The organism is Sulfurimonas hongkongensis, from assembly GCF_000445475.1.
GTDB lineage: Bacteria > Campylobacterota > Campylobacteria > Campylobacterales > Sulfurimonadaceae > Sulfurimonas > Sulfurimonas hongkongensis.
The window spans coordinates 1-22,504 of sequence record NZ_AUPZ01000009.1 but is presented as its reverse complement, the minus strand read 5'-3'; the positions used below and the strand labels follow the sequence as shown (position 1 = coordinate 22,504).

Here is a 22,504-nt window from a genome sequence, read left to right as displayed (position 1 = left end):
TAAGCCTCCAATTAGATCCTGAATCAAGTTCAGGATGACGCTTTTTTTTCGTCATTACGGACTTGATCCGTAATCTCGTATGTGCATTATTTAATTAAACAATATTATATACAATCTCTCTTTTGTTTTTGATAACTTTTATCTCTTTTACTTGAAGTGTCTCAATCTCTAGTGTCATAAACTCCTCCATAGAACTGATGTTATTTTTTGCCAGCTCTCTTAAGACTAAACCTCTATATGCTTTTGCCCAATGACTTACACTTTTGCCATCTTTTAAAAACTTTAGAGTTGTATATGGTTTGTTTATCTTATAAAACTTATCATAATATCCAGCTCTTAAATCTAAAATCTCACAGCTATTTAGGTACAAATCTAACTGATAGGAAAATCTATCTCTATAAAACTTATCTAAAGCAATCTCGCCGATACTGCTTCCTTGCTTTACCTTGTAGTTAGCAATTGCGTCACCGCCAAGTATTGGACCGTATAGATTTGAGAATATGATGGTGTTTTGTTTTAGATATTCACGCTGGGCTTTATCTAAAGAACTGATATCAAGATAGTCATAAGCCACACCACTATATCTCTCAATAGCACACATCAAATCAGAAGAGAAGATGTCTTCTATGTAAGGCTCACAATCACTCATCTTTTTAAAACCAAACAACTCTTTTATACTCTCTTCATCGCCACTTTGAACTATTTTGTTATACTCTTGAAGTATTTCATCCCTTGCATTTTGTGCGCCAAAAAGTTCATTTTTTGCCTCTTTACCACCGCTATTTTTGCCCTCTGATGGGGAAAATAGTATCTTAATCATTCTTATGTCCTAGCCTCATTTTAGAGGTAAATTTTTATCTAATTGTATCAGTTTAAATGATATAATAGCCGAAAGTCACAATAAGTGTTTTTTTAAAAATCGAAGTTTCTGATTAATTTATAAACTAGATTCCATGCTAAACACAAAATGACGGAATACGCGTCATCCTGAACTTTATTTGGGATCCAATATAATAATTATTTAGAACATTCAATCAGTTGTTTATGTTATTTGTTGGTTCAAACATGGCTTTTAATTGTTTAAATAGAGCGTGAATATAGATGCTAAAGAGAAGCTGTACTTTGTATGAGATGATGCTAAACAGCGAAATGACAAGGAATATAAAAAAGTGAAGCAAGGAGTGGTAATGAAAAAAATTCAACGAAGTTTAGGTGCAAACGAAATTCTTCAAATGATTTTTACATATATGACAGAAGTTTCATCTCTAAGAGAGCACGATGATATCATTTTTGTTCTAGCAAATATGGGTAAAGCCCTTACTAATGCTGATAGATGTACGGTCTGGGTAGTTGACGGCGAAGAGATATGGACAAAAGTAGCACACGGGATGGACCCTATAAGACTTCCAATAAACTCTGGAATAGTTGGACACTCTATTACAACTGGAGAAAAAATCATTATAGATGATGTTTATAAAGATGAGAGATTTAATCCTGATATAGATAAAAAAACTCTTTATAGAACAAGAAGTATGATGGTTATCCCTATGTTTGATAATGATGATGAAATCATAGGAGCTTTTCAAGTTATAAATCACTTAGGAGAAGATGGCATTTTCGATAAAAGAGATATGGAGCGTCTGATGCTTGCAAGTACCTATGCTGCTGAGACACTTGTAGCTGCTAGTCTCTCAAAAGAGATAGAAGAGACTCAAAAAGAAGTTGTCTTTACGATGGGAGCAATTGGTGAGAGCAGAAGTAAAGAGACAGGAAACCATGTAAAAAGAGTGGCCGCATATTCAAAAATATTAGCTCTTGCATATGGAATGGATGAGAGCGAGGCTGAACTCTTAAAACAAGCTAGTCCTATGCACGATATTGGAAAAATAGCTATACCCGATACGATTCTTAACAAACCCGGGCGCTTTAATGATGAAGAACGCGCTATTATGGATACTCATGCAGAACTAGGGTATGCGATGATAAAAGACTCAAAAAGACCACTTCTAAAAGCCGCATCTATAGTTGCATATGAGCATCATGAAAAATATAATGGACAAGGATATCCTAGAAAAACAAAGGGCGAAGAGATTCATATATATGGACGTATAACAGCGTTAGCTGATGTTTTTGATGCACTTGGAAGTGATAGAGTCTATAAAAAAGCTTGGGATGATGAAAGAATCTTTAAACTACTCAAAGAGGAGAGGGGTGAGCACTTTGATCCTGTGCTAATTGATCTGTTTTTTGAAAATTTAGATGAGATATTGGCAGTTAGACAAAAGTATAAAGATATATATCAAGAGATCGCGCCCAAAGAGAGGGATGCACAAGAGATACAGATACTAGGAGCTTATGGAACAAAAGCAAAAGGTTTTGGCACAAGCTCATTTTTGCTTAACAAATATAATGTTATAGATGCAGGAAATATATTAGCTACGCTTAATGAGGAGAGCATACATTTAGAGACAATCTGGGTTACTCACTCTCATCTGGACCATATAAGCGATATAGCCTTTGTATTAGACAATTTCTTTTCACTAAGAAGTAAGACTCTTACTATAAAAGCACTTCCAGCAACTATAAAAGCACTAAAAAAACACTTCTTTAATGACCTTATCTGGCCAGATTTTTCAAAAATCAACCTAGTAAATTCAAAACTTAAAGCTTTAACTTATGAAGAGATAGAGATAGGAGTTGAATATAGCCTTAATGAAAGTGATTCCATAAGAGCATTTAATACAGACCATACAGTACCTAGTTGTGGATATATCTTTACAAGAGATAAAGACTCAGTGCTAATAACAGCAGATACCTATTCGCTTGAAAATGTTGTAGAGATAATAGAGAGCCAAAAAAATATAAATGCGATAGTTATAGAGTGCTCATTTCCATCAAGCATGCCAAAACTTGCAAAAGAGAGTAAGCACTTAACTCCAACACTACTTTTTGAGGGTATAGATAAGATAAACAGAGAAGATATTAAACTATACATAAATCATATTAAGCCTAGTTACATAGATGAAATAGTCAGAGAAATCAAAGAGTATAGGGGAAAAATGACACCAACAATACTAAAAGATGAAGATTTTATAAATTTCTCTAAAAAACTCTTGACATAGAAAATATTTTGCACTATAATTCTGGCTCAATTTCGATGCTGGCATAGCTCAGTTGGCTAGAGCAGCTGATTTGTAATCAGCAGGCCCGGGGTTCAAATCCTCGTGCCAGCACCATTGAAATAGAATATTAGAAACAGTGTTAGACCAGATAAGACATAAAAATGTAATGGTGGGATAGTCAAGTGGCCAACGACGGCAGACTGTAAATCTGCTCCCTATGGGTTCAGAGGTTCGACTCCTCTTCCCACCACCATCAATGGCACATGCGGGCGTAGCTCAGTTGGCTAGAGCGTCAGCCTTCCAAGCTGAGGGTCGAGGGTTCGAGTCCCTTCACCCGCTCCATTGAACAAAAACTTCTGGAAGCTGAAGTACAATTTCAACTTAAATTACTTCTTAAAATATAGCTTTTAAAAAACTATATAGCTTTAAATCTAATCATAAAAAACTAATAATATAAAAATTATGCAATTATTGCTTGGTCGTTTTACACTTTTATAGTCTGCGCTCTCGTGGCTCAGGGGTAGAGCACTTCCTTGGTAAGGAAGAGGTCGGCGGTTCAAATCCGCTCGTGAGCTCCATTTACATAAAATAGTTTAAATTTAAGCAATAACTGAATGATTTTTGGGTATAATCCCGTTTCAATTCACAATAAAAGTCGGAGGACACTATGGCAAAAGAAAAGTTTGAGCGTAATAAACCGCATGTAAACATTGGAACTATTGGTCACGTTGATCATGGTAAAACAACATTGACAGCAGCTATTACTGCAGTACTAGCAGTATCAAATGGTGCTAAACTAATGGATTATGATGCAATTGATAATGCACCAGAAGAAAGAGAGCGTGGTATTACAATCGCTACTTCACACGTTGAGTATGAGACTGATAATCGTCACTATGCACACGTTGACTGTCCAGGTCACGCGGATTATGTTAAGAATATGATTACAGGTGCTGCTCAAATGGATGGTGCTATCTTAGTTGTCTCAGCTGCTGATGGACCAATGCCACAAACACGTGAGCACATCCTTCTTTCTAAGCAAGTTGGTGTTCCATATATTGTTGTTTTCATGAACAAAGAAGATATGGTTGATGATGAAGAGCTACTAGAGTTGGTTGAGATGGAGATTCGTGAACTTTTAGATATGTATGACTTCCCAGGTGACGATACTCCAATCGTAGCTGGTTCAGCTTTAAAAGCTCTAGAAGAAGCAAAATCTGGTACTTTAGGTGAATGGTCTGAAAAAATCCAAAAGCTAATGGCTGAGGTAGATGCATATATCCCTGAACCAACTCGTGAAACTGACAAAGATTTCTTGATGCCAGTCGAAGATGTTTTCTCAATTTCTGGTCGTGGTACAGTTGTTACTGGTCGTATCGAGCGTGGTACAGTTAAGATTGGTGAAGAAGTAGAGATTGTAGGTATTAAAGATACTCAAAAAACTACTGTTACTGGTGTTGAGATGTTCCGTAAAGAGATGGAGCAAGGTGAAGCTGGTGATAACTGCGGTATCTTAATTCGTGGTATTGGTAAAGATGATGTTGAGCGTGGTCAAGTACTTTGTAAGCCAGGTACAATCACACCTCACACTAAGTTTACGGCTGAGATCTATGTACTAAGTAAAGATGAGGGTGGTCGTCATACTCCATTCTTTAATGGTTACCGTCCACAATTTTACGTTCGTACAACAGACGTTACAGGTGCAATCACTTTACCAGAAGGTACTGAGATGGTTATGCCAGGTGATAACGTAAGCATTACTGCTGAGTTAATTCACCCAATTGCAATGGAAAAAGGTACTAAATTCGCTATCCGTGAAGGTGGTAGAACAGTTGGTGCTGGTGTTGTTGCAGAGATTCTTGCGTAATTAGCTTAGGCTAATTTGCAAGAACCTATATAAAGGTTATTAAATGAGAGAAGCAATTCATTTAGGTTGTGAGAAGTGTACTCGTCGTAACTACCACACAACAAGAAATAAAAAAACTCAAACTGAAAAATTTTCAGTAAAAAAATATTGTAAGTTTTGCAAAGAACATACAATACACAAAGAGATGAAACTGTAACAACAGTTCATCTCTTTTTTTGTTTAAATGCGCTTTGGACTTTGTTCAAGTAGCATACAAAAATAGTAAAGCGACTAGTCGCATGAGCTTTCTGCTGAAGAAAACCCAGCGTTAGCGTAGTGATTTGGACTTGTTCAAATTGCGTATAAAATGATACTTAGGCGTATAGCTCCAATGGTAGAGCACCGGATTCCAAATCCGGGTGTTGGGAGTTCGAGTCTCTCTACGCCTGCCACTTACATTTATTATTAGTAAAGCTTTAGTAGCTTTATTTATAATCAATGCACTTTTAGGAAAGTTTAATGAAATTAGGTACACATATAAGAAACGCAAGATCAGAACTGACTAAGGTAATCTTTCCAACTAAAGGTCAGGTTAAGCAAGCTTACATATCTGTTTTAATAGTTGTAACTGTAATAGCAGCTTTTTTAGCTTTAGTTGACTTGGTAATGTCTTCTGTTATGTCAGCACTTTTAGGTTAAGGAAAAAAATATGGCACATAAATGGTACTCAATCCAAACATATGGTAGCGAGAGAGCTGTTCGTGACGCTATCTTTAACATGATTGAAGAGATGGGTCTACAAGATCATATCTCAGAAGTGATTGTTCCTACTGAGGATGTTATAGAAGTAAAAGATGGTAAAAAGAAGATAACTGAGCGCTCTTTATATTCAGGGTATGTTTTTGCAAATATAGATTTAAATACAGAAATTCAGCATTTAATCACTGCTCTACCAAAAGTATCTGGGTTTATTGGTGAAGCGAATATACCAACACCACTAAGCGAACAAGATATTAATGTTATTTTAGACCGTGTAAACAACCGTGCAGCGCCTAAACCAAAAGTATATTTTGATAATGGTGAAACTGTTCGCATCATAGATGGACCATTTGCAAACTTTACGGCAACAGTTGATGAGTATGACTTAGAACATGGTACTTTAAAACTGAATGTCTCAATATTTGGAAGATCTACACCAGTTGATATCTCTTACACTCAGGTTGAGAAGATTATCTAATTCTATTTTACTACGCTAAACCTAAGCTTTAATAACTAAAGTTTAGATTTAGCGTAGCTAAAGTAATAATGATTTAAGCCTTCCGCTGAGGAAAACCAAGCGTTAGCGTAGCAAGCCGGACTTGTTCGGATTGCGTAACAAAAATAGTAAAGCGACAAGTCGCGCGAGCCTTCCGCTGAGGAAAACCAAGCGTTAGCGTAGCAAGCCGGACTTGTTCGGATTGCGTAACAAAAATAGTAAAGCGACAAGTCGCGCGAGCCTTCCGCTGAGGAAAACCAAGCGTTAGCGTAGCAAGCCGGACTTGTTCGGATTGCGTAACAAAAATAGTAAAGCGACAAGTCGCGCGAGCCTTCCGCTGAGGAAAACCAAGCGTTAGCGTAGCAAGCCGGACTTGTTCGGATTGCGTAACAAAAATAGTAAAGCGACAAGTCGCGCGAGCCTTCCGCTGAGGAAAACCAAGCGTTAGCGTAGCAAGCCGGACTTGTTCGGATTGCGTATTAAATAAATAAAAAGGAAACAACATGGCAAAAAAAGTTATGGATTATATCAAGCTACATATTGAAGCTGGTAAGGCAAACCCTGCACCTCCAGTGGGACCTGCACTAGGGCAACGTGGTGTTAATATCATGGAATTTACTAAAGCATTCAATGAAAAAACAAAAGATAAGATGGGATTTAAAGTTCCTGTTATCATTACTGTTTATACAGATAGAAGCTTTACATTTGTCACTAAGCAACCACCTGCTGGAGCACTTCTTATGAAAGCTGCTGGACTTAAAAAAGGTAGTGATAACCCTCTTAAAAATAAAGTAGGAAAAATCACTCGTGCACAACTTATGGAGATAGTTGATACTAAGATTGAGGATTTAAATACTGATGATAAAGAGATGGCTGCAAGTACTATTGCTGGCTCAGCTCGTTCAATCGGTATAGAGATTGTTGACTAATATTTAAAAAATAAAATCATCGACCACAATGATTTAAAACTTTGTGGCAGAATTTCACAGGAGAATTTGAAAATGAGTAAAAGATATAAACAATTATTAGAAAAAGTTGATAATACAAAATCATATAGTGTAGTAGAAGCTGCTACTATGCTTAAAGAGCTTAAAAGTGCGAAGTTTGATGAGACTGTAGAGGTTGCACTAAACTTAAATGTAGATCCAAGACACGCAGATCAGATGATTCGTGGTGCTATTGTACTTCCACACGGAACTGGTAAGACTGTTCGTGTTGCTGTTTTTGCTAAGGGTGCTAAGGCTGATGAAGCTAAGGCTGCTGGAGCTGATATTGTAGGTACTGATGAGTTAGTAGCACAAATCAAAGAGGGAATCTTTAACTTTGATGTAGTTGTAGCTGCACCAGACTGTATGGGACTTGTTGGTCAAATTGGTCGTATTTTAGGACCAAAAGGTCTTATGCCTAACCCAAAAACAGGTACTGTAACTCCAGATGTTGCAACTGCTGTTAAGAATGTTAAGGGTGGACAAGTTAACTTTAGAGTAGATAAAAAAGGTAATGTCCATGCAGGAATTGGTAAAGCTAGCTTTGAAGCTACTCAAATCTCTGAAAACTTAAGCTCCTTTGTTTCAGCAATAAATAAACAAAAACCAGCATCTGCAAAGGGTCGTTACATCAAAAATGCAGCACTTAGTCTAACTATGAGCCCAGCTTTAAAACTTGATGTTATGGAACTTTTAGATATAAAATAAGTAATTTTTAGTGTCTTAATTTTTAAGGCACTATAAAGTTACTTTACTTTGGTAACTGCATTTTATGGACTAAAGATATAGGAGCGAAAGCTTAATTAGTTTAACTAACCTATTGAAGTGTTGTCTGGAAAGGAGATATTCTATGACAAAAACACAAAAAGCTGAAATTATTGAAGTTCTTTCTACTGAGTTTAAAGACGCGCAATCTGTAATCTTTTGTGATTACAAAGGTTTGAGCGTTCCTGAGTTAGAAAGTTTAAGAATAGCTGCTCGTGCTAAAGAAGCAAAAGTACAAGTTGTTAAAAATACTTTAGCAACCATTGCGCTTAAAAATGCCCAGTTGAGTGGTGTTGAGTTAAAAGATACAAATATTTTAGTTTGGGGCGCGGATTCTGTTGCTACTTCTAAAGTAGTTAGCGATTTTGCAAAGAAGAATGATAAGTTTATTATCAAGTCTGCTTATGTTGATCGTGAGGTTTCAGATGCTGCTAGAGTTGAAGCATTTGCTAAACTTCCAGGACGTGAAGAACTTCTAGGTATGCTTGCTGCTACTTGGATGGCTCCACTTACAAATCTTGGATTTGGTCTTAACGCTCTTAAAGAGAAAAAAGAACAAGAAGCGGCTTAGTTCAATTCTAAAAGTTGTCTAATAAACTAGACTAATGGGCAAAGAAAATCGCACTAGTGCGATGGGCATCCCGCCGAGGGAAACTTAGCGTTAGCGTAGCTCAAGGAATTACTTCCTTGAGCGTATAAATAGATGTTAAGGTTCCCTTAAATTTATAAAATAAATTTAAGGAAATAGCAAAATGGCTGTAACTAAAGAAGACGTATTAGAATTTATTTCAGGACTTTCTGTATTAGAACTTTCTGAATTAGTAAAAGAGTTTGAAGAAAAATTTGGTGTATCTGCACAACCAGTAGCAATGGCTGGTGGCGCTGCTGCTGGCGCTGAAGCTGCTGAAGAAAAAACTGAGTTTGATGTTGTTTTAACTGATGCTGGTGCTAAGAAAATTGGCGTTATTAAAGCAGTTCGTACACTTACTGGTCTTGGCTTAAAAGAAGCAAAAGATGCATGTGAAGCTCTACCATCTACAATCAAAGAGGGTGTAGATAAAGATGCAGCAGAAGAAGCTAAGAAAGCACTTGAAGAAGCTGGCGCAACTGTAGAAGTTAAATAATTTCTGCTTCTAATACTAGAGAAGTTTTCTTCTCTAGTAGACTTGTTAAAAATGGGCGCTTTTGCGATGAGACAAAAGTCTCTTGGTAAAAGTGCCCTTATGTCGTTTATAAGCACTATTAAGTAAGGGAGATTTTTTATCTCCCTTACTTAAATTAAGCTCTTTTATTGAGCCCCACATAATCATTCAAGGACGCTTGAATATGATACTAATTACTTATCGAGGTAGCCTATGTTAAACACTTTATACTCCGGAAACCGTCTTCGTGTAGATTTCTCTAAAACTCCTCAACAGATTGAAGTACCAAACTTACTACAACTTCAACAAAGTTCATATGATAACTTTTTGATGCTAGATGCAAAAGATAGAAAAGCTAGTGGTATAGAACAAGTATTTCAATCAGTTTTTCCTATTCACGATACTCAAAATAGACTTACTGTTGAGTATATTGATAGTGAAGTAACAAACCCTAAATATACGGTTCGTGAATGTATGGAACGCGGACTTACTTATGCAGTAAGCCTTAGAATGAAAACGCGTTTAGTGCTTTGGGATAGAGACGAAAACACTAAAGAAAAACTTGGTGTAAAAGATATTAAAGAGCAGAGTATATTTGTTCGTGACATTCCACTTATGACTGAGAGAACTTCGTTTATTATCAATGGCGTTGAGAGAGTTGTTGTAAACCAACTTCACCGCTCGCCTGGTGTTATTTTTAAAGAAGAAGAGTCAACTACAATAGGAAATAAACTAATCTACACTGGCCAAATTATTCCTGATCGTGGCTCATGGTTGTATTTTGAATACGATCCAAAAGATATTTTATACATGAGAATCAACAAACGCCGTAAAGTCCCTGTAACTATTATGTTTCGTGCATTAGGTTACTCAAAACAAGATATTTTAAAACTATTTTACCCTATACAGACTATTAGTATAGAAGATAATAAGTTTACAATGGATTTTAACCCAAGTGACTTTACTTCAAGGCTTACTTATGACTTAGTAGATACAGATGATAAAGTTCTTGTACTTGCTGGAAAGAGACTCTCAGTTAAAAAAGCACAAAAATTTATAGAAGATGGGCTAAAATCGATCCAATATCCATTAGAAATTTTAGTTGATCGCTATCTTGCCGAGCCTATTATTGACCCTGAGACTGGTGAGATTCTATTTGACACAATGACTCATATAGATGAGACTAAACTTAAAAAAATGGCTGAAATTGGCATAAGTGAATTTAAAATTGCTAATGATTTAGCTGATGGTGTTGATGGTTCAATTATCAATGCTTTTAATGCTGATGCAGACTCATTAAAGCTTCTAAAACAAACAGAAGAGATAGAAGATGAAAATGATTTAGCAGCTATTCGTGTTTACAAGGTTATGAGACCAGGTGAGCCAGTTACAAAAGAAGCAGCTAAAATCTTTGTAAATCAGCTATTTTTTGACCCTGAAAGATACGATTTAACTAAAGTTGGTCGTATGAAGATGAACCATAAACTAGGACTTAACATTCCTGAGTATGTGACAGTCTTAACTCATGAGGACATCATAAACTCTGTTAAGTATGTTATCAAAGTTAAAAATGGTCAAGGTCATATTGATGATAGAGATCACTTAGGTAATCGCCGTATTCGTTCAATCGGTGAGCTTTTAGGAAATGAACTTCATAATGGTCTTATCAAGATGCAAAAAGCAATTCGTGATAAACTCTCTACTATGAGTGGACCAATGGCTGAGTTAATGCCTCATGATTTAATCAACTCAAAAATGATTACTTCAACTATTATGGAGTTTTTCTCAGGCGGACAATTATCTCAGTTTATGGATCAGACAAATCCACTCTCAGAAGTTACTCATAAACGCCGTTTATCAGCACTTGGCGAGGGTGGTTTAGTAAAAGAGAGAGCCGGCTTTGAAGTGCGTGATGTACATCCAACTCACTATGGTAGAATCTGTCCAGTTGAGACTCCAGAGGGTCAAAACATCGGTCTTATAAATACTCTTGCAACTTACTCAAAAGTAAATGAGCATGGGTTTATTGAAGCTCCATATAAAGTGATGAAAGATGGCAAAGTAACATCCGAAGTTGTTTACTTAACTGCTACTCAAGAAGAGGGTGTAAAGATTGCAGCAGCATCTAATAAGCTTGATAAAGATGGTCAGTTTATAGATAAACTAATTACTACTAGAATAGATGGAGAGATACTTCTTCGCCCAGCAGCAGAGTCTCAATATGCAGACCTTTCATCTCATATGGTTGTAGGTGTTGCAGCTTCTCTTATTCCATTTTTAGAACACAATGATGCTAACCGTGCCCTAATGGGTTCAAACATGCAACGTCAAGCAGTTCCGCTTCTTCGTCCACTCTCTCCAATGGTTGGGACTGGTGTTGAAAAACTTGTGGCTCGTGATTCTTGGGAGTGTGTAAAAGCTAAAAGATCTGGTGTTGTAGAGAAGGTTGATGGAAGACATATCTATATAATGGGAGATGATGATGGAGAGATATATATAGATTACTATCCACTACAAAAAAATCTTCGCACAAACCAAAATACCTCTTTTTCTCAAAAGCCAATAGTTTATGTTGGACAAAAAATAAGAAAAGGACAGATTATAGCTGATGGTCCAAATATGGACCAAGGTGAGTTAGCACTTGGTGTTAATGCTATGGTGGCTTTTATGCCATGGAATGGATATAACTTTGAGGATGCTATCGTTATCTCTGAGAGATTAATCAGAAAAGATGCTTTTACATCTGTGCATATTTATGAAAAAGAGCTTGAAGCTAGAGAGTTAAAACATGGTGTTGAAGAGATTACTCGTGATATCCCAAATGTTAGAGATGATGAGCTTGTTCATCTTGATGAGTCTGGTATTGTTAAGATTGGTACTCAAGTAAAGGGCGGAATGATTTTAGTAGGTAAAGTCTCTCCAAAAGGTGAGGTTAAACCAACTCCAGAGGAGAGACTTCTTCGTGCTATCTTTGGCGAAAAAGCTGGGCATGTTATAAACAAATCACTCTACTGTCCTCCAAGTATGGAAGGTGTTGTAGTAGATATCAAAATCTTTACTAAAAAAGGTTACGATAAAGATCCTCGTGCATTAGAGCTTGAAAAAGAGGAGAGAGATTATCTGGAGCGTGAGCACTATGACCGTCTACTTATGATAGATAAAGAGGAGATGCTTCGTGTTACTAAACTCTTAACTAGAGAGCCATTAATCGCTGATATTAAGATTGGTGATACCGAGTACAAAGCTGGAGATATTATAAATGATAAAGACCTTGTAGAGGTTAATCGTTTTGCTATGAATGCTATTGTTAAGTCATTCTCTAGTGAGATTCAAGATGAGTACAATAAAACTAAAAACTACTTTCAAAAAGAGAAAAGACTTTTTCGTGATGAGCATGAAGAGAAGCTCAATATCTTAGAAAAAGATGATATTTTAGCTAATGGTGTTGTTAAGTATGTAAAAGTTTATATTGCAACTAAGAGAGTTTTAAAAGTTGGAGATAAGATGGCAGGGAGACATGGGAACAAAGGTATTGTATCTATTATAGTTCCTGAAGTTGATATGCCATATATGGAAGATGGAAGAAGTGTTGATGTTTGTCTCAATCCTCTTGGTGTTCCATCTCGTATGAATATTGGACAAATCTTAGAGATGCACCTTGGTATGGCGGGCCGCCAACTTGGTAACCAAATTTTAGCGGAGTTTGATGCTAAGCAGAAAGGTTTTATAGACAATCTGCGCTCTAAAATGATAGAAATTGCGGATGTTGCTGGTTTAATGAACGCAGCTAAAGTTATAGGCGATATGAGTGATGAGAAATTTTTACACTACGCTCGTGACTGGTCAAAAGGTGTAAGATTTGCAAGTCCTATATTTGAGGGTGTAGATGAGCAAGAGTTTATTAAACTTTTTGAGCTAGCAAAGATGGATAGTGATGGTAAAACAGTTTTATACAATGGTATGACAGGCGAAAAAATTAAAGAGCGTGTTAATGTTGGTTATATGTATATCTTAAAACTACATCACTTAGTTGATGAGAAAATCCATGCAAGATCAACTGGACCATACTCGCTTGTTACCCAACAGCCCGTTGGTGGTAAAGCACTATTTGGTGGGCAAAGATTTGGAGAGATGGAAGTTTGGGCACTTGAGGCTTATGGAGCTTCAGCAGTTCTAAAAGAGATGCTAACTATCAAATCAGATGATGTTGATGGTCGCGTGCGTGCTTATAAAGCTATAACAAAAGGTGAACTGATTCCAGCTTCTGGAATTCCAGAGACACTATTTGTATTGACAAAAGAGCTTCAAGCGTTGGCTCTTGATGTAGAGATTTTTGACGAGGTACAAGACGATGAGTAAACTAGTTCCTATTGAAGTAACAGAAGATAATAGACCAAAAGATATTAAACAGATACAGTTTCGCCTAGCTTCTCCTGAGAAAGTAATGTCTTGGAGTCATGGCGAAGTTAAAAAACCTGAAACTATCAACTATCGTACGCTTAAACCTGAGCGTGATGGACTTTTTTGTGCAAAGATTTTTGGACCAGTAAGAGACTATGAGTGTCTTTGTGGTAAATATAAAAAGATGCGTTATAAAGGTGTAGTATGTGAGAAGTGTGGGGTTGAAGTAACAAGCACTAAAGTTCGTCGTAACCGTATGGGTCACATAGAACTTGTAACTCCAGTTGCACACATCTGGTATGTAAGTTCATTACCTTCAAGAATTGGTACTCTTTTAGGTATTAAAATGAAAGATTTAGAACGTGTACTCTATTATGAAGCTTATATTGTTGAGAGTGGTGGAGAGGCATATTACGATGCAGAAGCAAAAACTCCAGTTTTACAATACGATGTCTTAAATGAAGAGCAGTATCGTACCTTAGTTCAAAGATTTGGGGAGTTAGGCTTTAAGGCTCGTATGGGTGGTGAAGTTGTTCGTGACCTGCTTGATTCTATTGACTTAGTTGATCTATTTACTCAGCTTAAAGAAGATATTGAACTTACAAAAAGTGAAGCAAAAAGAAAGACCATTGCAAAAAGACTTAAAGTTATTGAGTCATTTCTAAACTCTGGAAACAATCCTGCGTGGATGATGCTAACAGTTTTACCTGTTCTTCCACCAGATTTGAGACCTCTTGTTTCACTTGATGGTGGTAAATTTGCAGTCTCAGATGTAAATGACTTGTATCGTCGTGTTATTAACCGTAATCAAAGGTTGAAGCGTTTAGTTGAACTAGAAGCTCCTGAGATTATTGTTCGTAATGAAAAGCGTATGCTTCAAGAGTCTGTAGATGCACTCTTTGATAATGGTCGTCGTGCTAACGCAGTCAAAGGTGCTAACAAGCGACCACTTAAATCTTTAAGTGAGATTATTAAAGGTAAACAAGGGCGATTTCGTCAAAATTTACTTGGTAAGCGTGTTGACTTCTCTGGTAGGAGTGTAATTGTTGTTGGACCATCATTGTCTATGGACGAGTGTGGTTTACCTAAGCAGATGGCACTTGAACTATTTAAGCCACATCTTATAGCTAAGCTAGAAGACAAAGGTTATGCAACTACTGTCAAAGCTGCTAAGAAGATGATTGAAGATAAGACAAATGAAGTTTGGGAGTGTTTAGCTGAGATAGTTGATGGCTATCCTGTTTTACTAAACCGTGCACCAACACTACATAAACTCTCTATCCAAGCCTTCCACCCTAAGCTAATCGATGGTAAAGCTATTCAGCTCCATCCATTAGTTTGTGCTGCATTTAATGCCGACTTTGATGGTGACCAGATGGCTGTGCATGTACCTCTATCTTCTGCCGCAATTGCAGAAGCAAAAGTGTTGATGCTTGCATCTATGAACATTCTGCTTCCTGCATCAGGTAAGGCGATTGCTACACCTTCGCAAGATATGGTTCTTGGTATCTACTATATCACACTAGAGAAAAATGGTGTAAAAGGATCAAATAAACTCTTTGCAAATGTTGATGAAGTAAGAATTGCGATAGAACACGATGCACTGGATCTTCATGCAAAGGTAAGAACCAGAATAGATGGTAGAATCATTTATACAACCGCTGGAAGAATGCTACTAAAAGCAATTCTTCCAGACTTCGTTCCATCAGAGCTTTGGAACAGAGTAATGAAGAAAAAGTATATCAATGAAGTAGTTGATTATGTTCAAAAACATGGTGGTATTGGTGTTACTTCTAAGTTTTTAGATAGACTTAAAGACTTAGGTTTTAAACACGCTACAGAGTCTGGTGTATCTATTTCTATTGCTGATATTATTGTACCTGAAACCAAAGCGGCTAAGGTAGTAGATAGTAAAAACAGAGTTATTGAGATTCAAAAACAGTATGAGGCTGGTCTTTTGACTGAACAAGAGAGATATAACAAAATCATCGATGTTTGGACTGATACAAACAATACTCTAGCATCACAGATGATGGAACTTGTTCAAACTGATAAAGATGGTTTTAACTCGATTCATATGATGGCGGACTCTGGTGCTCGTGGTTCTGCTGCTCAGATTCGCCAACTTGCTGGTATGCGTGGTCTTATGGCTAAGCCTAGTGGAGAGATTATTGAAACGCCAATTGTCTCAAACTTCAAAGAGGGACTTAACGTAATTGAGTACTTTATCTCAACTCACGGTGCTAGAAAAGGTTTAGCCGATACTGCATTAAAAACTGCAAATGCTGGTTATCTTACTCGTAAGTTAGTCGATGTTGCACAAAATGTTAAGATTGTTGAACATGACTGTCATACTCATGAGGGTATTGAGATTTCAGATATTAGTGATCAAAATACACTAATAGAATCACTTGAAGATAGACTAAATGGTCGTGTTTTAGCTGATGATGTGATTGATCCAATCTCAAATGAGATTTTATTTGCTGAGGGCACACTTCTTGATGAAGTAAGTGCTAAGGTTATCTCTGAGGCTGGAATCAAGACCGCACACATTAGAACTCCTACAACTTGTAAGAGTGAAAATGGAATCTGTGCACTTTGTTATGGCGTAAACCTTGCAACTGGATATATTGTTCGTACAGGTGAAGCGGTTGGTATAATTGCAGCTCAGTCTATTGGTGAGCCAGGTACTCAGCTAACACTTAGAACTTTCCACGTCGGAGGAACTGCAAGTTCAACTGCACAAGAGAGACAAGTTATCTCTAAAAAAGAAGGATTCATTCGTTACTATAACCTTAAAACTTACTCCTCAAAAGAGGGTAAAAATATAGTAGCAAATAGAAGAAATGCAGCAGTTCTTTTAGTTGAGCCTAAAATTAAAGCTCCGTTTGCAGGTCATTTTGAAGTACAAACAGTTCATGATGAAGTTATCATTAGCATAAAAAGTGATAGTCAAACTGTTCGTTATGTACTTCGTAAAAATGAGATTGCAAAACCAAATGAGTTAGCTGGTATTTCAGGTCAAATCGAGGGTAAATACTACTTCCCATACGAAAATGGTGCAGAAGTAAAAGAGTTAGAGTCTATTGTTGAGACTATTAAAGATGGCTGGAATGTACCTTCTCGCATTCCTTATGCATCTGAGGTATTAGTTGCCAATGGTGCTCCTGTAACTCAAAAAATATTTGCAAAAGAAGAAGGAAAAGTTAAGTACTTCTTACTAAAAGGTGACTATTTAGAGAGATTTAAAGGTTTAAAATCAGGATATGAAGTAGTTGAAAAAGGTCTTTTTGCAACAGTTGCAGATGCTAATAACCGTGAGGCTATTAGACACTATATAGCTCGTGGTTCAGTAATTGTAGCAGACGATGATGCGGATGTAGATGCGACTACACTTATAGCTAAACCAAAAACTGATGAGTCAACTGTTATAGCCGAGTGGGATCCATACTCAAACCCAGTAATCTCTGAGGCAAATGGTATAGTAAAATATGAAGATATTATAGTTGGAACTACAGTAAGTGAGCAACTAGATGAGTTAACTGGAAAAGTGCGCCTTGTTGTAAATGACCACCTCTCAGCTGAGTACAAGCCAGCTTTAGTTTTAGCAACTGAAGATGGGGAGCTTTTAAGATATGCGATTGATTCTAAGTCATCTCTGTATGTAAATGATGGTGCTACTGTTAAAGTAGCAGATATCTTAGCAAAAACACCAAAAGCACTTCAAAAATCAAGCGATATTACGGGAGGTCTTCCAAGAGTATCTGAGCTTTTTGAGGGTCGTCGTCCAAAAGCTACTGCACTTATATCTGAGATAGATGGAACTGTAAGCTTTGGAAAACCGCTTCGTGGTAAGGTACGTATTGTTATTGCATCTGAAAATGGGATTGTAAAAGAGTACTTTGTAGATAAGTCTCATGTGGCAGTTGTAGCCCCTGGGGACTTTGTGCACGCTGGAGAGAGACTAACTACTGGTATCATCTCTTCACATGAGCTACTGCGTATTATGGGTGTTAAAGCACTTTATAATTATCTTGTAAGTGAAGTTCAGCAAGTCTACCGCTCTCAAGGGGTTAATATTGCGGATAAACATATTGAAGTTATCTTTACTCAGATGTTAAGACAGATTAGAATTGTCAAATCTGGTGATACTAAGTTTATACAGGGTGACTTGATCTCTAAAGCTAAGTTTAAAGCTGAAAATGACAAGATTACTCGTCTTGGTGGTCGTCCAGCTATCGCTGAGCCATTCTTAGTTGGTATTACTCGTGCTGCAGTTGCAGCTGATAGTATTATTTCTGCTGCATCATTTCAAGATACAACTAAAGTTCTTACAGAAGCTGCAGTCTCTGCTAAAGTTGATGACTTAAATGATCTAAAAGAAAATGTTATTATTGGTCGTACTATTCCAGTTGGAACAGGTATATATAAAGACCAAGAAGTTATCTTTAGCAGTGATAGCTAATAGCTTTTTTATATTTAAAATACGAGCATTGCTCGTATTTTGATATCTACTTTATTATATAGATAAATTCTTTTTTTAAGAGTTCTTATGACTCATATAACAGACTTTAAATTCACACTTTTTATATTAACTATTAAAATATCCTTAAAATAAGCTAACTTTAATCACAATTTTTGTATTATCTCGTGTCTATAATTCTCTAATATTTAGAGGATTAAATTCTACTGGAAAAAATTAAGTAAAGGAATTGTATGCCTACAATCAATCAATTGATTCGCAAAGAGCGTAAAAAAATGACTAAAAATTTAAAGTCACCAGCTCTTGTATCATGTCCACAGCGTCGTGGTGTTTGTACTCGTGTTTACACAACTACACCTAAAAAACCTAACTCGGCTTTGAGAAAAGTTGCAAAAGTTAGATTAACTTCAGGTTTTGAAGTTATCTCTTATATTGGTGGTGAGGGTCACAACCTTCAAGAGCACTCAATCGTACTAGTTCGTGGTGGTCGTATTAAAGACTTACCAGGTGTTAAGTATCATATCGTTCGTGGTGCACTAGATACTGCTGGTGTTACTGGTCGTACTGTTGCTCGTTCTAAATACGGAACAAAAAGACCAAAAAAATAATCAGAGATTATTTTTTTAGTACCGCTATTACATTTAGTACGTAAAACGAACAAGTCCGTTTTACTACGCTAACGCTAAGTTCTCTTCAGCAGAGAGCTCATGAAACTAGTTTCATTTTGAAATGGTGTTTTAGCAAATGCTGGATAATATTCAAGTAGCTACAGGATAAATTTTAACTAATTTATTTTGAGTAAATTTGAAAAAAACAAATTGAAGTAAGGAAAATTACTAATGAGAAGAAGAAAAGCTCCCGTTCGTGAAATTATGCCAGATCCAGTTTATGGAAGCAAAGTTTTAACGAAATTTATAAATAAGATTATGATGGATGGTAAAAAATCTACAGCAGAAAAAATCATCTACAGCGCTATAGATATTATTAGCTCTCGTGGTGAGAAAACTGGTATAGATACATTTAATGATGCTATTGAGAATATTAAGCCTATAATCGAAGTTAAAAGTCGCCGTGTTGGTGGTGCTACTTATCAAGTTCCAGTAGAAGTACGCCCTGTGCGTCAGCTCTCACTTGCTATAAGATGGTTAGTTGATGCTTCTCGTAAGAGAAATGAAAGAACGATGGCTGAGAGATTGGCAAATGAGTTGATGGATGCTGCTACTGATAAAGGTTCAGCATTTAAGAAAAAAGAAGATACATACAAAATGGCTGAAGCAAATAAAGCATTTGCTCATTACCGTTGGTAATAGGATAAAAGATGCCGAGATCACATGACTTAAACGACGTAAGAAACATTGGTATTGCTGCACACATTGATGCAGGAAAAACTACAACAACAGAGAGAATACTTTTTTATACTGGTGTTGAACATAAGATGGGTGAAACTCATGATGGTTCAGCAACTATGGACTGGATGGAACAAGAACAAGAGAGAGGTATTACAATTACTTCTGCAGCTACTACATGTGAGTGGGCTGGTAAACAGATAAATATCATTGACACTCCGGGTCACGTTGACTTTACTATTGAAGTTGAGCGTTCTATGCGTGTTCTTGATGGTGCTGTTTCAGTTTTTTGTGCAGTTGGTGGTGTTCAGCCTCAGTCTGAGACTGTATGGAGACAAAGAAATCGTTACAAAGTTCCGTCTATTGTTTTTGTTAACAAAATGGATAGAACTGGTGCTGACTTTTTTGAAGTTGAAAAACAGATTATCGAGAGACTAAAAGGCAATCCTATGCCTATTCAGTTACCAATCGGTGCTGAAGAAAACTTTGAGGGTGTTGTAGATTTAGTTACTATGACAGAGATGACTTGGGCGCAAGATGCAGCTCTTGGATCTATGTATGATGTTAATGAAATTCGTCCTGAGCTTCAAGATATAGCTGAGGAGTACAGAGAAAAAATGTTGGAAACTCTCTCAGAAGTTGATGGTAACGAAGAGTTTGCTGAAAAATTTCTTGAAGGTGAAGAAATCACTGAAGAAGAGATTAGAGCTGCTATAAAAGCTGCAACTATTGGAATGGCTATCGTTCCAATGCTTCCAGGTACTGCATTTAAAAACAAGGGTGTACAAACTCTTTTAGATGCTGTAGTTGCTTACCTACCATCGCCAGTTGAGTCTCCAGCAATTAATGGAACTATGATGGATGATGAGACTAAAGAGGTTCTAGTTGATTCAACTGACAATGGTCCATTTGCAGCATTAGCGTTTAAAATTATGACAGATCCATTTGTTGGTCAACTTACTTTTATTCGTGCATATCGCGGTTCATTAGACTCAGGTTCTTATGTTCACAACTCTACAAAAGATAAAAAAGAGCGTATTGGCCGTATCATGAAAATGCATGCGGTTAAGCGTGAAGATGTAAAGACTATCTATGCAGGTGAAATCGGTGCAGTTGTTGGACTAAAGTCAACTACTACAGGTGATACTCTTTGTGATTCAAGTGACTTAGTTGTTTTAGAGAGAATGGACTTTCCAGAGCCAGTTATCTCTGTTGCGGTTGAGCCAAAAACTAAAGCAGACCAAGAAAAAATGGGTATGGCACTAGGTAAACTTGCTGCTGAGGACCCATCTTTTAGAGTTCATACTGATGAAGAGACTGGACAAACTATTATTTCAGGAATGGGTGAGCTTCACCTTGAGATTCTTGTAGATAGAATGATGCGTGAGTTCAAGGTTGACGCTGAAGTTGGTGCTCCACAGGTTTCTTACCGTGAGACTATCAAAGACGAAGTAACACAAGAACACAAATATGCTAAGCAGTCAGGTGGTCGTGGTGCATTTGGACATGTATTTCTTAGAATTAAGCCAGGTGAGGCTGGTACTGGTTTTGTTTTTCACAATGAGATTAAGGGTGGGGTTATTCCAAAAGAGTATATTCCAGCTGTTGAAAAAGGGTGTTCTGAGACGATGTCTAACGGTGTACTAGCAGGTTATCCTATGGAAGACATGGATATCACTCTTTATGATGGTTCATATCATGATGTTGACTCGAATGAGATGGCATTTAAACTTGCTGCTTCAATGGCATTTAAAGAGGGTTGTAGAAAGGCTAGACCTGTTATACTAGAACCACTTATGAAAGTTGAAGTAGAAGTTCCAGAAGATTTTATGGGGGATGTTATCGGTGACCTTAACCGTCGTCGTGGACAAATCAACAGTATGGGTGACCGTTCAGGTAACAAAATTGTTGATGCTTATGTTCCGCTTGCTGAGATGTTTGGTTACTCAACTGATCTGCGTTCAGCTACTCAGGGACGTGCTACATACTCTATGGAGTTTCATCACTATGATGAAGTTCCAAGAAATATTTCTGAAGAGATTCAGAAAAAGAGAAATGGATAATATTTTCTCTCAAAGAGCCTCTCTTGGCTCTTTGAATCTACACTAAAAATTCTTCTAAAGTTACAAGGCTCCTACACTCTTTTTTACAAAAAGCACATAAGGTTAGTAACTTGTTGCTACTTATCTATTTTAAAAAATCTTGTAACCAAAGAAATAACTGCTCTTAGAAAAAATAAAATCAGGTATACAAAAAAAGTATATAGTAAGGGATGTGTGTAATTTTCCTTTTGTTGCATAGCTGCAAGTCTGACTGTAGGGTCGCTAAGCATATCTGGATGCATTATAAGTATCAGGAATGTAAGCAGGGCTGTGAAGATTATTAGTTCTTGTTTTAGTATCTTTATCATGTGAGAATTCTATCATTTTTATTCTGATATAATACGAAAAAAATTGTTTTATGGAATTTTTATGGTAAAGAGACTTATTTTGCTTCTTTTAGCAACATTTCTTAGTGCAAATCCTAAGATTTATTCAGCTTTAGGTGATGTTATATATAACAATGTAGAGATAATTGAAAGTTTAAAAAAAATATCAGAATTTAAAGAGCAAGAGGCTCAAATAGATGAGTATGTAAAGAGTGTTTATGCAGCTAAAGAGATGGGTTTTAGTATTGAGGAGGGCACACAAGAGATAGATAAAAAAAAGTATCTAAAAACCATAAGAGAGTTATCAAAAATAAATGATATGTTTTTTAGACTAGCTCAAAATATGTACAAAGAGTCCATAGAACAAGAGAATACTTTACTTTGGAGTAAGCTAATTAATTCTGGACTTATAGATACTCAAAAACATAAAGATGAGGTTTTAGAGTTTTATTTTGAGCACTCTAAGGATATAGATGAAGAGGGTGTTATACAAAAGTTTTTAGATCAAGAGAAGAAGTTAAAAACTAAAAGTACGAAGAAAAATGATGATTTGCTTATGAAAAAAGAGGCACAAGAAGAGAAAATAAAACGCATTAGAGAAAAAGATAAGCTTAAGCAAGAGGCTATTCAAAAAGCCTTAGAAGAAGAGCTTAAGAAAAAAAAGACCCAGATAAGAAGCAACCAAGTAAAAGGAGACCGTTTAAAATTTCGTGTCAGCTACATTTAGTAA

16 protein-coding genes and 5 tRNA genes are annotated in these 22,504 nt (G+C 36.6%); 20 read left to right on the top strand and 1 reads right to left on the bottom strand.

Annotation, left to right across the window (positions count from 1 at the left end; all coding sequences use genetic code 11):
* Window positions 1-94 precede the first annotated feature (94 nt).
* Window positions 95-820: a YaaA family protein gene (locus M947_RS18900; protein WP_021287681.1), complete on the bottom strand. Its 726-nt coding sequence runs from the start codon at window positions 818-820 to the stop codon at window positions 95-97.
* A 367-nt stretch (window positions 821-1,187) separates the two neighbouring features.
* Between M947_RS18900 and M947_RS18895 the strand changes: the two genes are divergently transcribed.
* From M947_RS18895 to M947_RS18790, 20 genes are all read left to right on the top strand, one after another.
* Window positions 1,188-3,122 (top strand): HD domain-containing phosphohydrolase, encoded by a 1,935-nt coding sequence (locus tag M947_RS18895; protein ID WP_021287680.1) that lies wholly within the window; start codon window positions 1,188-1,190, stop codon window positions 3,120-3,122.
* A 37-nt stretch (window positions 3,123-3,159) separates the two neighbouring features.
* Window positions 3,160-3,236 (top strand) — tRNA-Thr (locus M947_RS18890).
* Between the two features lie 54 nt (window positions 3,237-3,290).
* Window positions 3,291-3,375: transfer RNA gene (locus tag M947_RS18885), tRNA-Tyr, on the top strand.
* A gap of 12 nt (window positions 3,376-3,387) precedes the next feature.
* Window positions 3,388-3,464: transfer RNA gene (locus M947_RS18880), tRNA-Gly, on the top strand.
* A 161-nt stretch (window positions 3,465-3,625) separates the two neighbouring features.
* Window positions 3,626-3,700, top strand: a tRNA-Thr gene (locus M947_RS18875).
* A gap of 89 nt (window positions 3,701-3,789) precedes the next feature.
* The gene (gene tuf / locus M947_RS18870) at window positions 3,790-4,989 is read left to right on the top strand and encodes an elongation factor Tu (protein ID WP_021287679.1); all 1,200 of its coding nucleotides are present in this window, start codon (window positions 3,790-3,792) and stop codon (window positions 4,987-4,989) included.
* A gap of 43 nt (window positions 4,990-5,032) precedes the next feature.
* A complete protein-coding gene (gene rpmG, locus M947_RS18865) occupies window positions 5,033-5,185 on the top strand; it encodes a 50S ribosomal protein L33 (protein WP_021287678.1) in 153 nt (50 codons plus the stop codon).
* A gap of 159 nt (window positions 5,186-5,344) precedes the next feature.
* A tRNA-Trp gene (locus tag M947_RS18860) sits at window positions 5,345-5,420 on the top strand.
* A gap of 67 nt (window positions 5,421-5,487) precedes the next feature.
* Complete coding sequence (gene secE / locus M947_RS18855) at window positions 5,488-5,667, top strand: preprotein translocase subunit SecE (RefSeq protein ID WP_021287677.1); 180 nt, start codon at window positions 5,488-5,490, stop codon at window positions 5,665-5,667.
* Between the two features lie 10 nt (window positions 5,668-5,677).
* The gene (gene nusG / locus M947_RS18850; protein WP_021287676.1) at window positions 5,678-6,205 is read left to right on the top strand and encodes a transcription termination/antitermination protein NusG; all 528 of its coding nucleotides are present in this window, start codon (window positions 5,678-5,680) and stop codon (window positions 6,203-6,205) included.
* Between the two features lie 521 nt (window positions 6,206-6,726).
* Complete coding sequence (rplK, locus tag M947_RS18840) at window positions 6,727-7,152, top strand: 50S ribosomal protein L11 (protein WP_021287674.1); 426 nt, start codon at window positions 6,727-6,729, stop codon at window positions 7,150-7,152.
* Window positions 7,153-7,224: 72 nt separating this feature from the next.
* Complete coding sequence (gene rplA / locus M947_RS18835; RefSeq protein ID WP_021287673.1) at window positions 7,225-7,917, top strand: 50S ribosomal protein L1; 693 nt, start codon at window positions 7,225-7,227, stop codon at window positions 7,915-7,917.
* Between the two features lie 142 nt (window positions 7,918-8,059).
* On the top strand, window positions 8,060-8,545 hold the full coding sequence (gene rplJ, locus M947_RS18830) for a 50S ribosomal protein L10 (protein WP_021287672.1): 486 nt from the start codon (window positions 8,060-8,062) through the stop codon (window positions 8,543-8,545).
* Window positions 8,546-8,726: 181 nt separating this feature from the next.
* Window positions 8,727-9,098 carry a 50S ribosomal protein L7/L12 gene (gene rplL / locus M947_RS18825; RefSeq protein ID WP_021287671.1) on the top strand — a complete coding sequence of 124 codons (372 nt, stop codon included), beginning with the start codon at window positions 8,727-8,729 and terminating at the stop codon, window positions 9,096-9,098.
* 231 nt (window positions 9,099-9,329) lie between these two features.
* Window positions 9,330-13,475, top strand: a complete 4,146-nt coding sequence (rpoB, locus tag M947_RS18820) for a DNA-directed RNA polymerase subunit beta (protein ID WP_021287670.1) — start codon at window positions 9,330-9,332, stop codon at window positions 13,473-13,475.
* On the top strand, window positions 13,468-17,982 hold the full coding sequence (gene rpoC / locus M947_RS18815) for a DNA-directed RNA polymerase subunit beta' (RefSeq protein WP_021287669.1): 4,515 nt from the start codon (window positions 13,468-13,470) through the stop codon (window positions 17,980-17,982). The genes rpoB and rpoC overlap by 8 nt, the downstream gene beginning before the upstream one ends.
* Before the next feature lie 251 nt (window positions 17,983-18,233).
* Window positions 18,234-18,608 (top strand): 30S ribosomal protein S12, encoded by a 375-nt coding sequence (rpsL, locus tag M947_RS18810; protein ID WP_021287668.1) that lies wholly within the window; start codon window positions 18,234-18,236, stop codon window positions 18,606-18,608.
* Between the two features lie 231 nt (window positions 18,609-18,839).
* Window positions 18,840-19,307 (top strand): 30S ribosomal protein S7, encoded by a 468-nt coding sequence (gene rpsG / locus M947_RS18805; RefSeq protein ID WP_021287667.1) that lies wholly within the window; start codon window positions 18,840-18,842, stop codon window positions 19,305-19,307.
* A gap of 11 nt (window positions 19,308-19,318) precedes the next feature.
* Window positions 19,319-21,409 (top strand): elongation factor G, encoded by a 2,091-nt coding sequence (gene fusA, locus M947_RS18800; RefSeq protein ID WP_021287666.1) that lies wholly within the window; start codon window positions 19,319-19,321, stop codon window positions 21,407-21,409.
* 408 nt (window positions 21,410-21,817) lie between these two features.
* Window positions 21,818-22,501, top strand: a complete 684-nt coding sequence (locus M947_RS18790; protein WP_021287664.1) for a hypothetical protein — start codon at window positions 21,818-21,820, stop codon at window positions 22,499-22,501.
* Window positions 22,502-22,504: the final 3 nt, after the last annotated feature.